This is a genomic window from Azospirillum sp. UENF 112521 (assembly GCF_058780665.1).
In genome coordinates this window covers 496,876-510,548 of the sequence record NZ_JBSNCI010000003.1, presented here as the reverse complement: position 1 = coordinate 510,548, position 13,673 = coordinate 496,876, and the positions used below count along the sequence as shown (strand labels likewise).

At 68.4% G+C, this 13,673-nt stretch carries 13 protein-coding genes; 11 read left to right on the top strand and 2 right to left on the bottom strand.

All coding sequences use genetic code 11. From position 1 onward, the window contains the following. Positions 1–18 precede the first annotated feature (18 nt). The 9 genes from ACWPN8_RS18040 to ACWPN8_RS18000 all read left to right on the top strand — a co-directional run bounded on the left by ACWPN8_RS18040 (position 19) and on the right by ACWPN8_RS18000 (position 8,766). Positions 19–1,275 (top strand): 3-isopropylmalate dehydratase large subunit, encoded by a 1,257-nt coding sequence (locus tag ACWPN8_RS18040; RefSeq protein ID WP_492241697.1) that lies wholly within the window; start codon positions 19–21, stop codon positions 1,273–1,275. Between the two features lie 8 nt (positions 1,276–1,283). Then, on the top strand, positions 1,284–1,832 hold the full coding sequence (locus tag ACWPN8_RS18035; RefSeq protein WP_492241696.1) for a 3-isopropylmalate dehydratase small subunit: 549 nt from the start codon (positions 1,284–1,286) through the stop codon (positions 1,830–1,832). Next, on the top strand, positions 1,816–2,676 hold the full coding sequence (locus tag ACWPN8_RS18030; protein WP_236783811.1) for an isocitrate lyase/PEP mutase family protein: 861 nt from the start codon (positions 1,816–1,818) through the stop codon (positions 2,674–2,676). The genes ACWPN8_RS18035 and ACWPN8_RS18030 overlap by 17 nt, the downstream gene beginning before the upstream one ends. A 75-nt stretch (positions 2,677–2,751) precedes the next feature. Beyond that, a complete protein-coding gene (locus tag ACWPN8_RS18025; protein WP_109448187.1) occupies positions 2,752–3,885 on the top strand; it encodes an ABC transporter substrate-binding protein in 1,134 nt (377 codons plus the stop codon). A gap of 65 nt (positions 3,886–3,950) precedes the next feature. Then, on the top strand, positions 3,951–4,829 hold the full coding sequence (locus tag ACWPN8_RS18020; RefSeq protein WP_109050985.1) for a branched-chain amino acid ABC transporter permease: 879 nt from the start codon (positions 3,951–3,953) through the stop codon (positions 4,827–4,829). Further along, complete coding sequence (locus ACWPN8_RS18015) at positions 4,826–5,842, top strand: branched-chain amino acid ABC transporter permease (protein ID WP_109448189.1); 1,017 nt, start codon at positions 4,826–4,828, stop codon at positions 5,840–5,842. Before ACWPN8_RS18020 ends, ACWPN8_RS18015 begins: the two co-directional genes overlap by 4 nt. Beyond that, positions 5,839–6,630: an ABC transporter ATP-binding protein gene (locus ACWPN8_RS18010; protein ID WP_109448191.1), complete on the top strand. Its 792-nt coding sequence runs from the start codon at positions 5,839–5,841 to the stop codon at positions 6,628–6,630. The genes ACWPN8_RS18015 and ACWPN8_RS18010 overlap by 4 nt, the downstream gene beginning before the upstream one ends. Beyond that, the gene (locus tag ACWPN8_RS18005; protein ID WP_098736498.1) at positions 6,623–7,330 is read left to right on the top strand and encodes an ABC transporter ATP-binding protein; all 708 of its coding nucleotides are present in this window, start codon (positions 6,623–6,625) and stop codon (positions 7,328–7,330) included. The genes ACWPN8_RS18010 and ACWPN8_RS18005 overlap by 8 nt, the downstream gene beginning before the upstream one ends. A 5-nt stretch (positions 7,331–7,335) precedes the next feature. Beyond that, positions 7,336–8,766 carry an FAD-binding oxidoreductase gene (locus ACWPN8_RS18000; protein WP_492241695.1) on the top strand — a complete coding sequence of 477 codons (1,431 nt, stop codon included), beginning with the start codon at positions 7,336–7,338 and terminating at the stop codon, positions 8,764–8,766. Between the two features lie 16 nt (positions 8,767–8,782). Here the strand turns inward: ACWPN8_RS18000 and ACWPN8_RS17995 are convergent, their stop codons facing one another. After that, entirely contained in the window at positions 8,783–9,589 is an 807-nt protein-coding gene (locus tag ACWPN8_RS17995; protein WP_109452918.1) for a class I SAM-dependent methyltransferase, read from the bottom strand. A gap of 191 nt (positions 9,590–9,780) precedes the next feature. Further along, on the bottom strand, positions 9,781–10,947 hold the full coding sequence (locus ACWPN8_RS17990; protein WP_244592409.1) for an MFS transporter: 1,167 nt from the start codon (positions 10,945–10,947) through the stop codon (positions 9,781–9,783). A gap of 183 nt (positions 10,948–11,130) precedes the next feature. On the opposite strand from ACWPN8_RS17990, the gene ACWPN8_RS17985 reads away from it, so the two are divergent. Further along, complete coding sequence (locus tag ACWPN8_RS17985; RefSeq protein ID WP_109448197.1) at positions 11,131–12,069, top strand: LysR family transcriptional regulator; 939 nt, start codon at positions 11,131–11,133, stop codon at positions 12,067–12,069. 64 nt (positions 12,070–12,133) lie between these two features. Then, a complete protein-coding gene (ilvA, locus tag ACWPN8_RS17980) occupies positions 12,134–13,663 on the top strand; it encodes a threonine ammonia-lyase, biosynthetic (RefSeq protein WP_492241694.1) in 1,530 nt (509 codons plus the stop codon). Positions 13,664–13,673 lie beyond the last annotated feature (10 nt).

Here is a 13,673-nt window from a genome sequence, read left to right as displayed (position 1 = left end):
AGCGGAGACATCCACGCCATGGGCTACACCATCACCGAGAAGATTCTGGCACGTGCGGCGGGACTTCCCGCCGTCCGCGCCGGACAGGACATCAAGGCGAAGCCGGACTTCGTGCTGGCCTACGACTTCCCCGGCTACACCGACGTCTATTTCAAGACGATGAAGGAGGATTTCGGCATCGAGCGGGTGGCCGAGCCGGAACGCTTCGGCATCTTCATCGACCACATGGTGCCGACCGCCACCGCCAAGGAGGAGGAGCTGCACATCAACACGCGCACCTGGTGCGCGGAGAACAATGTGCCGCTGTTCGAGCGCCACGGCATCGGCCATCAGGTCGCGGCCGAGGTCGGCTATGCGACGCCGGGCGCCTTCGTCGTCCATTTCGACGGCCATGTCAGCCAGCTCGGCACCTTCGGCACGCTCGCCATCGGGCTGCGCCGCAACGTGATGGAAGCCTTCGTCAGCGACACCGTGTCGATCCGCGTGCCCGATACGGTGCGGGTGAACCTGCGCGGCAGCTTGCGGCCCGGCGTGATGGCGCGCGACGTCTTCCACCATCTGGTGCGCCGGCTGGGGCCGAGCTCCTGCCGCTTCCAGGTGCTGGAGCTGGGCGGGCCGTCGGTGGCGGCGATGTCGACGGAGGGGCTTCAGACCATCACCGGGCTCGCCATGTTCACCGGCGCCCTGACCGCCATCGTCAACCCCGACCCGGTGCGGCTGGACTACGCCCTGCCCCGCGCCCGCAAAAAGCTGGAGCCGGTGTCGAGCGACCCGGACGCGCAGTATTCGGCGGTCCATGACATCGACCTGTCGGATCTGGAACCCATCGTCGTCGTCCCGCCGACCCCGGCGGACACCCGCGACCTGACCGAGTTCCTCGGGCTGGAGATCAATGCCGGCTATCTGGGGTCCTGCGCGTCGGGCCGGCTGGAGGATCTGCGGGCGGCGGCCAAGGTGCTGGAGGGCCGGCGGGTCAAGACCGGCGTGTCGCTGCACATCGTGCCGACCAGCCAGGAGCTGATGGCGGCGGCGGCGCGCGAGGGTCTGGTCTCCACACTGGTGGAAGCCGGGGCCTTCGTCTCCTCCCCCAGCTGCGACTATTGCTTCGGCCGCATCGCGACGATGACGGCGGGCCAGCGCGCAGTGTCGACCGGCACGCTGAACGTCCGCGGCCGCATGGGCAGCCCGGATTCGGAGATTTACCTCTGCAACGCTGCGGTGGTCGCCGCCTCCGCCATCGAGGGCCGGATCGCCGATCCGCGCCCGTACCTGTGAGGGCCGCCATGACGATGCCTGTTATGCGGGGCCGCGTCGCCTTCATCTTCGACGAGGTGAATTTCGATGTCGACCAGATCGTCGGCGTCAAGAACATCAAGATCACCGACGTGGCCGAACTGGCGCAGGTCGCCATGCAGGCCTACGACCCGGACTTCGCCAAGTCGGTGCGGCCGGGCGACCTGTTGGTCGGCGCCGACAATTTCGGCTACGGCCATCCGCACTACCCGCCGATGAAGGCGATGCGTCATCTCGGCGTCACCGGGGTAATCGCGGAGTCCTTCTCACCCGGCTACTGGCGCGGCGAGGTCAGCATGGGTTTCCCGCAGGTGAGCTGCCCCGGGATCCTCGGCTTCGTCCGGCGCTGGGACGAGATCGAGGTGGACTGGGCGGCCGGCATGGTCCGCAACCACACCCAAGGCACTGAAATTCCCTTCGAGCCGCTGCCGCAGGCGGATGCCGAGATGATTGAGGCCGGCGGCCTCGTCCCCTTCCTGAAGCGGCAGGCGGCCCAGCAACGCGAACAAAAGGATCATGCGCATGTCCCGGGGATCTGAATTCCGCAACCGCGTGCTGGCGCAGAAGACCGTCTGGTCGGCTGGCGCCTATGACGCCCTGTCCGCCCGCTTCATCGAGGCGGCCGGCTTCGACGCGCTGATGACCTCGGGCTTCGGCGTCTCGGCCTCCTTCCTCGGCCAGCCGGACGCCGAGCTTTACACCATGTCGGAAAACCTGACGGTGGTCCGCAACGTGGTGTCGGCGGTCAACGTTCCGGTCATCGCCGACATCGACACCGGATACGGCAACGCCATCAACGTGATGCGCACGATCCGCGAGTTCGAGGCGTCGGGCGTGTCCGCCGTCATCATGGAGGACCAGGTGGCACCCAAGCGCTGCCCGATCTGCGTCGGCGGGGTCGAGGTGATCCCGATGGACGAGGGCGTCGCCAAGATCCAGGCGGCGGTCGAGGCCCGGCGCGATCCCAACATGCTGATCATCGCCCGCACCGACGTGGTCGATCCGGCCGCCGCCATGGAGCGCGGGCGCGCCTATGTCGCCGCCGGCGCCGACATGATCCAGCCGATCAGCAAGTGCTTCAAGGACATCGACGGACTGCGCGCCATGCGCGAGGCGGTCGGCGTGCCGCTGTCGCTGCAGCTGCTGGGCTGGCTTGAAAAGCTGTCGGCCGACGAGGTCGAGGAGGTGGCCGGCATGGCGACCTACGCGCTGGTGCCGCTGATGACCGTCGCCTCGGCGCTGAAGGAGAATCTGGCGGCGCTGGCCGAACGCCGCTCCACCCGCGACCTGCCGCGCCCGGTGACCGACCACAACAGCTTCATCGACTTCATCGGCTTCCCGCAGATCGAGGAATTGCAGAAGCGCTACCTGAAGACCGCCTGACGATCCTTTGCCGGCGGGCACCGCCCGCCGGGGCCAAGGGCAACGCAAAAGACGACCAATCCACGGAGGAACCCCATGTTCGGTAGGCGCACTCTCCTTGCCGCCGCGGCGGCCCTGGCCCTGACCCTTCCCGCCTTCGGCGCACAGGCGCAGCAGCCCCCGGTCCGCATCGCCCTCATCGGGCCGATGAGCGGCACCGGCGCCTTCGAAGGCCAGCTCGGCCTGGAAGGCGCGCAGGCGATGGCCGCGGTGATCAACGCCAAGGGCGGCGTTGCCGGCGGCCGCAAGATCGAGCTGCTGACCTACGACGACAAGGGTTCCCCCGAGGATGGCGTCAGCGCCGCCAAGCGGGCGATGGAGCAGGACAACGTCGACATGATCATCGGCGGCTGGTTCAGCGCCGTCGCCCTGTCGATGAAGGAAGTGACTCGCGACAAGATCATTACCGTGATGACCAGCTCGCAGCACCCGAAGGTGACGGAGGAGGGGCACAAGTACCTGTTCCGCCTCAACGCCACCTCGGCGATGATGTCGGAATTCTATTCGAAGGCGATCTGCGACCGCATCAAGCCCAAGTCCATCGCCTTCATGAACGTCAACGACGATTGGGGCCGTCTGGAGCTGGACAACTACACCAAGCTGCTGACCGGTTGCGGCATCGAGGTGAAGGGGCACGAGTTCTACAACCGCACCGATACGGACTTCACCACCGCGCTGACCAAGCTGAAGTCGCTGAACGCCGACGCGATCTATGTCGCGGCGATCAACACCTCGCAGGGCGCCACCATCTACCGGCAGATCAAGCAGACCGGCTATCGCGGCAAGGTCATCGCCTCGGCCGGCAACATGAACCCGAAGCTGGTCGAGCTGTCCGGCAATTCGCTGGAGCAAGTCTATTCCGCCTCGCCCTTCACCGAGGACGGCGCCGCCCCGTCGCTGAAGCCGTGGCTGGACCAGTACCGCAAGGAGTACAAGAACGACCCGTCCTTCATCGCCGCACTCGGCGCCCAGGCGGTGCAGACCCTGGCCTTCGGCGTCGATGCCGCCGGTGGCGACCCGCGCGCCTACGACAAGATCGCCGCGGCCCTGAAGTCGCAGGCCGTCCCGACCGTGATGGGCGAGCTGCGCTTCTCCGACAAGGGTCAGGCGAGCCAGGCGATCCATCTGGTCCAGGTCCAGAAGAAGCAGATCGTCAGCGTCCGGGACTGAGTGGCGGCTGGTGAGAATCCCTCTCCCGACATGGGAGAGGGAGACCCCCGACAGGAAGATTCGACATGGATTTCACCGTCTTCGCCCAGCAGATCGCGAACGGCCTGGTCAACGGGATGGCCTATGTGCTCATCGCCACCGGGCTGACGCTGGTCTTCGGGGTGCTGCGCATCGTGAATTTCGCCCATGGCGAGTTCTACATGCTCGGCGCCTACATCACCTATTTCGTCGGCACCCTGTTCGGGCTCGACTACATCGCGGCGGCGGCGATCTCGGCCGTGGTTGTGGCGGGGCTCGGTGTCGCCGCCAACAAGCTGATCTTCTGGCCGCTGCGCCGCGACCATGAATTCACCATCCTGCTGTCCAGCTTGGGCCTCGCGCTGCTGATCGCCAACGGCGGCGAGCTGCTGTTCGGCGCCGATCCGAAATATGTCGAGAGCCCCTTCGCCGACGAAGTGCTGGACATCGGCACGGTGACGCTGACCCAGCAGCGCGTGCTGGTCTTCGCCGCCGCGGTGGTGGCGCTGATCGCGGTCTATCTGTTCATCCGCTATTCGCGCTTCGGCAAGATGATGCGGGCGACGGCGCAGAACCCGGACGGCGCGGCGCTGACCGGCATCAACATCGGGCTGGTCCACACCTACACCTTCGCGCTGGCCTGCGGGCTGGCGGCGCTGTCGGGCGCCCTGGTCGGCCCCACCGTGATGATCTTCCCGACCATCGGCAACTGGGCGGTCCTGAAGGGCTTCATCGTCGTCATCATGGGCGGCCTGGGCAGCGTCACCGGCGCCCTCTTCGCCGGCCTGCTGCTCGGCGTCATCGAATCGCTGGGCGGCGGCTACATCTCCCTCGGCTTCATGGAGGCGATCGGCTACGCGATGATCATCGCGGTCCTGCTGTGGCGCCCCAACGGCCTGTTCAGCACGGCGCGGGGTCTGCGATGAACACCAACTCTCACGGGCAATCCCTGGGCCAGCCCCTGGCGATTGCCGGCGGCGTCGCCGCCCTGGCCGTCCTGCCCTTCCTGGCCGGCAACGCCTATCTGGAACATCTGCTGGTTCTGTGGATGCTGTATGCGCTGCTCGCGCTCAGCCTCAACATCGTCATCGGCTATCTCGGCGAACTCACCTTCGGCCATGCCGCCTTCGTCGGCGTCGGCGCCTACACCTCGGCGATCCTGTCCACGCAACTCGGCCTGCCGCCGCTGCTGGGCCTGCCGCTGGCCGGGCTGGTCGCGGCTGGCTTCGGTCTGGTCATCGGCTATGCCGCGCTGCGCGTGGTCGGGCCGCAGTTCGCCATCCTGACGCTGGGCTTCGGCGCCATCCTGTTCACCATCACCAACCATTGGGTCGATCTGACGCGCGGGCCCATGGGCATCACCGACATCCCGCCGATGGCAATCGGTCCGCTGGCCTTCGACAGCGCCCGCCCGACCTATTATCTGGTGCTGGCGCTGGTGCTGGCGACCGCCTATCTCTGCCATGCGCTGGTGAGCAGCCGCACCGGCCGCGCCTTCCTGGCGGTGCGCGAGAATGCGCCGCTCGCCGCCTCGCTCGGCATCAACGTCTTCCACACCAAGCTGATGGGCTTCGTCGCCGCCACCGCCATCGCCGGCATCGGCGGCGCCATCTACGCCCACTACATCCGGGTCATCACCCCCGACATCATGGGCGTTCACAATGTTGCCGCCTTGATCATCGTCGTCATCATCGGCGGGCGCGGCACCATCCTGGGGCCGATCCTGGGGGCGCTGGTCTATATCGGCCTCCTGGAATCGCTGCGCGTCGCCGGCCCGCTGCGGATGGTCATCTTCGCGGCCCTGCTGACCGGCACCGTCGTCTTCCTGCCGGGCGGGCTGATCAGCCTGTGGCAGCGCTGGCGTAACGCCCACAAGTCGGAGAACAACTTGCCGGCCACGCCCACCGGCTTGCCCAGCACCGAGGGAGGTGCGAAATGAACGCAGCTGCCAACGCAGGCGAAATCCTCGCCGTCAGCAACCTGACCCGCATCTTCGGCGGCCTGACCGCGGTGCGCGACGTCACCATGACGGTTCAGGCCGGCGAGGTGGTCGGGTTGATCGGGCCGAACGGCGCCGGCAAGACGACGCTGTTCAACATGCTGGGCGGCTCGCTGCCGCCCTCATCCGGCAGCATCCGCTTCGCAGGCACCGACTGCACCGGCGCGCCGTCGCACGTCATGGGCCAGCGCGGCGTGTCGCGCACCTTCCAGATCACCAGCCTGTTCCCCAGCCTGACGGCGCTCGACAATGTGCGCAGCGCCGCCTACCGCACGACGCGGGCCGGCTGGGGGGCCGCCATCCTGCGCAGCCCCGCCTACCGGCGGGAAGAGGCGGAGCTGCGGCGCAAGGCGCTGGAGATCCTGGCCTTCTGCGATCTCGACCACCGCGCCGACACGCTGGCCGACGCCATGTCCTACGGCGAGCAGCGCCGGCTGGAGATCGCCATCGCGCTGGCCGCCGAGCCGCGCCTGCTCCTGCTCGACGAGCCGGCCGCCGGCATGAACCCGGAGGAGGGCCAGCGGCTGGTCGAGATGATCCGCCGCATCCGCGCCCGCGGCGTCACCGTTCTGCTGGTGGAGCATCACATGCGGGTGGTCGCCAGCGTCTGCGACCGGCTGGTCGTGCTGGACCATGGGGTGAAGATCGCCGAGGGACCGCCGGCCAAGGTGCTGAACGATCCGGAAGTGATCCGCGTGTATCTGGGACGGGAGCCGGTCGATGCTTAAGGTCGAAGGTCTGAAGGTCCGCTACGGCCACCGCGAGGCGGTCCACAACGTCTCCCTGACCGTCGAGGACGGGGAACTGGTGACGCTGGTCGGCTCCAACGGTGCCGGCAAGACGACGACGCTGAAGGCGATCTCCGCCCTGCTGCGGCCGAGCGGCGGGACGATCACCTTCGACGGCGAGCGCATCGACCGTCTGGCGCCGCATCAGGTGATCGAGCGCGGGCTGGTCCATGTGCCGGAGGGCCGCCAGCTTTTCCCCGAGATGACGGTGCTGGAGCATCTGGAGCTGGGCGCGCTCCGCGGCCGGCCTGGCAGCATGGGCTTCGCCGAGCGGCTGCGCTGGGTCTACGAGCTGTTCCCCATCCTGGCCGAACGCCGCACCCAGAAGGCCGGCACGATGAGCGGCGGGCAGCAGCAGCTGGTGGCCTTCGGCCGCGGCCTGATGGCGAACCCGAAATGCCTGATGCTGGACGAACCGACGCTGGGGCTGGCACCGATCATCGTCGACACGCTGGCCGACACCATCAGGAACCTGCATGGCACCGGCATCACCATCCTGCTGGTCGAACAGCGGGTGGATCTGGCCCTGCGTCTGGCCGACCGCGCCTATGTGCTGGAGACCGGGCGGGTGGTGATGGAGGACTCGGCCCAGACCCTGCTGGCCGACCCGCGAATCAAAACAGCATATCTCGGGCTGTGACGGGCATGTCCGGCAGGGATGTGGTTGAGCGGGCGCGGGCGATCCTCGGGCCCGCCCATGTTCTGGTCGGGCCGGTCGACACGGCACCCTTCCTGGCAGACTGGCGCGGGCGCTACCGCGGTGCGGCGCTGGCCGTCGTCCGTCCGGCCGATGCGGCGCAGGTCGCGTCCATCGTCCGGCTGTGCGCAGAGACTGGCACGCCGCTGGTTCCCCAGGGCGGCAACACTGGCGTCGTCGGCGGCGCCATCCCTGACGACAGCGGACGGAGCCTCGTCCTCTGCCTGTCGCGCCTCAACCGCATCCGCGAGGTCGATCCCATCGGCGACAGCCTGACGGTGGAGGCCGGCTGCACCCTGGCCACGGTCCAGGCCGCCGCCGAGGAGGTCGGGCGGCTGTTCCCGATGAGCCTGGGCAGCGAGGGCAGCTGCCAGATCGGCGGCACCATCGCCACCAACGCCGGCGGCACCGCCGTTCTGCGCTACGGCCCGATGCGCGACCTCGTGCTGGGGCTGGAGGTGGTGCTGCCCGACGGCACGCTGTGGAACGGGCTGCGGGCGCTGCGCAAGGACAACACCGGCTATGCCCTGAAGCACCTGTTCATCGGGGCGGAAGGCACGCTGGGCATTGTCACCGCGGCGACGTTGAAGCTTTTTCCCCGCCCGCAGAGCGTTGCCACCGGCTTCCTCGCCCTGCCCTCGCTGGACGCGGCCTTGCAGGTGTTCGCCCAATTGCGCGGTGCGCTGGGCGACCGGGTGACCACGGCGGAAATCCTGTCGGAGACGCAGATGGCCTCGGTGCTAGCGCATGTGCCGGGTACGGCCCGGCCGCTCGACACCGTCATGCCGTGGTATCTGCTGGTCGAGGTCACCGATCCGATGCAGGGGCTGGATCTCGCCGCCCGGCTGGAGGATCTGCTGGCAACCGGGCTGGAGGATGAACGCATCGCCGATGCGGCGGTGGCCCGCAGCCAGGCCCAGGCGAATGCGATGTGGATGCTGCGCCACAGCGTGTCGGAGGCCAACCGCAAGAGCGGCATCGTCGTCGGCCACGACACCGCGGTGCCGGTCGCCCGCATCCCCGACTTCGTCGCCCGCGCCACCATGGCCATCGAGAGGGTGCGGCCGGATGCCCGCGTGGTGGCGGTGGGGCATATCGGCGACGGCAACATCCATCTGGTCGCCATCCTGCCGGAGAACCTCCGCGCAGCGGGCGAACCGCTGGACCGCATCGCCCAGGCGATCAGTTCCGCGGTCCATGAACAGGCAATCGCGCTCGGCGGCACCATCAGCGCCGAGCATGGCATCGGCCAGAGCATGCGCGACGCGCTCGCCGCCTTCAAGGGACCGGCGGAGATGGCGCTGATGCAGGGCATCAAGCAGCTGTTCGACCCGCTGGGAGTGATGAACCCGGGCAAGGTCGTGGCGGTCCGGCGCTGACGGTCCTACCGCCGGCTCAGGCCACCGCCGTTATCACATGGGCCTGAATTCTGCCGTCGATGGGTCCGTCGGCGAAATGCCGGGCGATGGCCTGGGCGGCGAGGTCCGTCACCTCGTCGAGACGGCTTGCATCCCGCGCCTCGATCTCCAGGCGCATGGGCGTTCCCTGGCAAAAGCCGGTCGCCGGATCGGCTGCCGTCGCCGCCCGGCTGCGCAGGGTCACGGTCTCGATCCCGATGTCGGTGAAGCCGGCTTTTTGGAGGTCGTCGCGGACCCGCCCGGTGTCGTGGTAGCCGTGCGGCGTCCGCGCCATGAAGCCGGGAGGATCATCGGGAAAGGCCGCGGCGACGGCAGCGCTGACGACCGCAGCGATCTCGTTGTCCTCGATCCGGTCCCACACGCTGAACAGGAAGCGGCCTCCCGGCTTCAGCACCCGGCGTGCTTCGGCGAACCCCGCGGGCTTGTCGGGGAAGAACATCACGCCGAACTGGCAGACGAGCGCATCGAAGCTGTCGCTCTCGAAGGGCAGGCTCAGGGCGTTCGCCTGCCGCCATATCACCTGCGACGCATCCAGTTTCTGCGCCGCATGGTCGAGCATCGGCTGATTGAGGTCCGTCGCAACGAGTTCGACGCTTGCCGGCAGGGTCTGGACCAGGGCGCGCGTCACGATTCCGGTTCCGGCCGCCGTCTCCAGAATCCGCCCCTCCATCCCCGCAAGCCGCCGTGCCATATCGCTGGCATAGGGCTCGAACAGGAGGGGGCCGAGATAACGGTCATAAAGTGCGGGGATCGCCCCTGCGAATGCCTTGTCCACGTCAGCCATGTCGCCCCCCATTCCAGAATGCGGGATCGCTCAGCGTATTCCCAGCAGGCGATGAGGGCGACGGCCAATTGGGGGCGGATCCATGCTCCTTGGGACCGCCAATCGACGAAATCGTAACGAAAAGCCCCCCGGAGCCATGCGTTTCGGCATGGCTCCGGGGGGCTTGCGGTCATCTTAGGTAGAGGGATGGTTCAGCGGTCCGACCGGGTGAGGAGCCGCAGGACCAATGCCGCGGCCGAGGCGGCGGTAGCGACGGCGACCACGCCGTTCCAGCCCCAGGCGGCCAGGGCCTGGCTGCCCAGCGTGGCGCCGGCCGCCATGCCGATGAACATGCCGACCATCAGCACGGCGTTCAGGCGGCTGCGGGCGGCCGGGTCGATGCCGTAGACAATGGTCTGATGGGCGATCAGCGAGGCTTGGACGCCCAGGTCGAAGCCGACGGCGCTCGCCACCAGCAGCCACAGGCGGCCACCCTCGGGCAGCAGCGGCGACAGCGCCATGGCGGCGAAGGACAGCACGGCCAGACCGGCACCCAGCCGGGTCATCAGCGCCGGACCGCGGCTGTCGGCGATGCGGCCGGCAATCGGCGCCACCAGCGCACCGGCCGCACCGGCCAGACCGAAGGCGCCCGCCGCGGCGGCCCCCAGATGGAACGGCGCGCCATGCAGCATCACCGCCAGGGTCGACCAGAAGGCGCTGAAGCCCAGCGACAGCAGCCCCTGCGCCATCGCCGCCCGGCGCAGGCCGGGATGACGGGCCCAGAGCGTGACCAGCGAACCCAGCAATTCGCCATAGCCGAGATCGGTCGTCGGCGCAAAGCGCGGCAGCCCACGCCACAGTGCGGCACCCAGCAGGGCGATGCTGCCGGCGGCGGCGACGAAAACGGCGCGCCAGCCGAACTGCTCGGCGATGACGCCGCTGACCACCCGCGACAGCAGGATGCCCAGCAGCAGGCCCGTCATCACCGTGCCGACCACCCGGCCGCGATGCTCCGCCGGGGCCAGCGTCGCGGCGGCGGGGACGATGTCCTGCGCCAGCGTCGCCGAAAGCCCCATCACGAGGCTCGCCGCCAGCAATCCGCCGATGGACGGTGCGAAGCCCGCCGCCAGTAAGGCCGCGACCAGCACCGACACCTTCGCCAGGATGATGCGGCGGCGGTCGAAGCGGTCGCCCAGCGGGGCCAGCAGCAGGATGCCGAAGGCGTATCCCAGCTGGGTCAGCGTCGGCACCCAGCCGACCGTCCGGTCCGCCGCCCCGATGTCGGCGCCGAGCACGCCCAGCATCGGCTGGCTGTAATAGAGGGTGGCCGCCGCCAGACCAGTGCCCGCGGCCATCAGGAACACCAGCGGCCGGCTCATCCCGCTGTCATGCGCGGGCGCCAGCGGTATCGCATTTGCCAGCGGCGTTGCATGCGCGGTTTGAATGGTTGTCATCGTTCGATCCCCTCAAGGGCAAACAGTGTCTTGGTTGAGTGGGAGTATGGCGGCGGGTCTCAGGGGACGGTAGCCGGACCGGGTGTAGATTTGCTATACGCATCACGTATGAGCAACGACCTCTCGACAATCGGCAGCGACCGCATCGCCCTGCTGGAGACCTTCGTCCGCATCGTGGAAGCCGGCAACCTGTCGGCCGCGGCCGCACAGCTGGGCAGCACCCAGCCGACGGTCAGCCGCCGCCTGCAACTGCTTGAGCGGACGCTTGGCGTCCGGCTGCTGCACCGCTCCACCCACCGGATGAACCTGACGGAGGACGGCACCCTCTGTTACGAGCGGGCCAAGGATCTGCTGGCCGGCTGGCAGATGCTGGAAAGCGATGTCCGCGGCGCCGACGACCAGCCGACCGGACATCTGCGGGTGCTGGCGCCACATGCTTTCGGACAGCAGCAGTTGATCGGGCCGGTGGCGGACTATCTGCGCCGCTATCCGCGGATGACGGTGGAGTGGCTTCTGCACGACCGCATGCCGGACTTCATCGCCGAGGGCATCGACTGCGCCATCCGCGTCGGCGAGATCTCAGACCCGTCGGTGGTCGCCCTGCGGCTGGCGGAGGTGCCGCGGATCGCCGTCGCCTCCCCCACCCTGCTTGGCGGGCGGCCGGTGCCGCAGCATCCGGACGAGCTGGCGGATCTGCCCTGGCTGGCGCTGCGCACCTTCTACCGGGGCGAGGTGACGCTGACCCATGCCGGGACCGGCGAGACGGTCAGCTTCCCAATCCGGCCGCGGCTGTCCACCGACGGGTTGCAGGCGATCCGCAACGCGGCCCTCCTCGGGCTGGGGGCGGCCATCGCCTCGCAATGGGCGCTGGTGGACGATCTGGCGGCGGGCCGGCTGGTGCAGCTGGCGCCGGACTGGCAGGCGCCCACCCTGCCCGTCAGCCTGGTCTATCATCCCGCCCGCCACCAGCCGGCCCGCCTGCGCCGCTTCATCGAGGTGATGCGCGTTGCCGTGCCCCTCGCCTTCCGCGCGGTGCAGGCACCATAGCGTCAAAAGGCGGCGGCATTGCCGCGGCTTTGCTATGGTGTCCGCGTCTTGTTCAGGAAGGCCGATGTTCATGCACGAGTATGTCCGCAAAATTCTCACCGCGCGCGTCTATGACGTGGCGATCGAAAGCCCGCTCGACCCGATGCCGCGGCTCTCGCAGCGCCTGAACAACACGGCCCTGCTGAAGCGCGAGGATCTGCAACCCGTCTTCTCCTTCAAGCTGCGCGGCGCCTACAACAAGATGGTCGGTCTTCCGCCGGAGGCGCGGGAGCGCGGGGTGGTGTGCGCATCGGCCGGCAACCATGCCCAGGGCGTGGCGCTGTCGGCGCAGAAGCTCGGCATCAAGGCGGTGATCGTCATGCCGCGGACGACGCCGGCCATCAAGGTCCAGGCGGTCAAGAGCCGCGGCGGCAAGGTCGTGCTGCATGGCGACGTCTTCGACGACGCCTATCTCCACGCCCGCCAGATCGAGGCCGACAAGGGTCTGACCTTCATCCACCCCTATGACGATCCCGACGTGATCGCCGGCCAGGGCACCGTCGGCATGGAAATCCTGCGTCAGCATCCGCACCCGCTGGATGCCATCTTCGTGCAGATCGGCGGCGGCGGGCTGGCCGCCGGGATCGCGGCTTACGTCAAGTTCCTGCGCCCGGACGTGAAGGTGATCGGCGTCGAGCCCGACGACGCGGCCAGCATGGGCGCCGCCATCGCGGCCGGAAAGCGCGTGCAGTTGGATCAGGTCGGGCTGTTCGCCGACGGCGTCGCCGTCCGTCAGGTCGGCAGCGAAACCTTCCGGCTGTGCAGCGAGCTGCTGGACGAGGTCATCACCGTCAACACCGACGAGATCTGCGCTGCCGTCAAGGACATCTTCGAGGACACCCGCGCCATCACCGAACCGTCGGGTGCGGTCGGGCTGGCCGGCCTGAAGAAATACGCCGAGCGCGAAGGGCTACAGGGCAAGGGACTGGTGGCCATCGGCAGCGGCGCCAACATGAACTTCGACCGGCTGCGCCACATCGCCGAACGGGCGGAGATCGGCGAGCGGCGCGAGGCTCTGCTGGCCGTCACCATTCCGGAACGGCCCGGCGCCTACCGGCAATTCATCCAGGCGCTCGGCAAGCGGTCGATCACCGAGTTCAACTACCGCTATGCCGACGACCGCGAGGCGCAGATCTTCGTCGGCGTCCAGCTGACCGAGGGCGATGCGGAAAAACGCCTGATCATCGACCTGCTGCGCGGCCTGGACTGCCCGGTTCTGGACATGAGCGACAACGAGATGGCGAAGCTCCATGTCCGCTACATGGTCGGCGGCCGGGTGCGCGGGTTGAAGGACGAACTGCTCTACCGCTTCCAGTTCCCGGAACGGCCGGGCGCCCTGCTGAAGTTCCTGAACGGGCTGGCGCAGGAGTGGAACATCTCGCTGTTCCATTACCGCAACCATGGCGCCGACTATGGCCGCGTGCTGGCCGGCATCCAGGTGCCGGAGAAAGACCGGACGCGGTTCCGGCGCTGCCTGGACGAGCTTGGCTATCCCTGTTGGGACGAGACCGGCAACCCGGCCTACCGGATGTTCCTGGCCGAACCGCAGGGCTAAGTCCCGAACC

Coding starts and splice junctions, on each gene's coding strand:
- ACWPN8_RS18040 (WP_492241697.1), top strand. CDS start 19: ATGGGCTACACCATCACCGAGAAGATTCTGGCACGTGCGGCGGGACTT.
- ACWPN8_RS18035 (WP_492241696.1), top strand. CDS start 1,284: ATGACGATGCCTGTTATGCGGGGCCGCGTCGCCTTCATCTTCGACGAG.
- ACWPN8_RS18030 (WP_236783811.1), top strand. CDS start 1,816: ATGTCCCGGGGATCTGAATTCCGCAACCGCGTGCTGGCGCAGAAGACC.
- ACWPN8_RS18025 (WP_109448187.1), top strand. CDS start 2,752: ATGTTCGGTAGGCGCACTCTCCTTGCCGCCGCGGCGGCCCTGGCCCTG.
- ACWPN8_RS18020 (WP_109050985.1), top strand. CDS start 3,951: ATGGATTTCACCGTCTTCGCCCAGCAGATCGCGAACGGCCTGGTCAAC.
- ACWPN8_RS18015 (WP_109448189.1), top strand. CDS start 4,826: ATGAACACCAACTCTCACGGGCAATCCCTGGGCCAGCCCCTGGCGATT.
- ACWPN8_RS18010 (WP_109448191.1), top strand. CDS start 5,839: ATGAACGCAGCTGCCAACGCAGGCGAAATCCTCGCCGTCAGCAACCTG.
- ACWPN8_RS18005 (WP_098736498.1), top strand. CDS start 6,623: ATGCTTAAGGTCGAAGGTCTGAAGGTCCGCTACGGCCACCGCGAGGCG.
- ACWPN8_RS18000 (WP_492241695.1), top strand. CDS start 7,336: ATGTCCGGCAGGGATGTGGTTGAGCGGGCGCGGGCGATCCTCGGGCCC.
- ACWPN8_RS17995 (WP_109452918.1), bottom strand. CDS start 9,589: ATGGCTGACGTGGACAAGGCATTCGCAGGGGCGATCCCCGCACTTTAT.
- ACWPN8_RS17990 (WP_244592409.1), bottom strand. CDS start 10,947: ATGAGCCGGCCGCTGGTGTTCCTGATGGCCGCGGGCACTGGTCTGGCG.
- ACWPN8_RS17985 (WP_109448197.1), top strand. CDS start 11,131: ATGAGCAACGACCTCTCGACAATCGGCAGCGACCGCATCGCCCTGCTG.
- ilvA (WP_492241694.1), top strand. CDS start 12,134: ATGTTCATGCACGAGTATGTCCGCAAAATTCTCACCGCGCGCGTCTAT.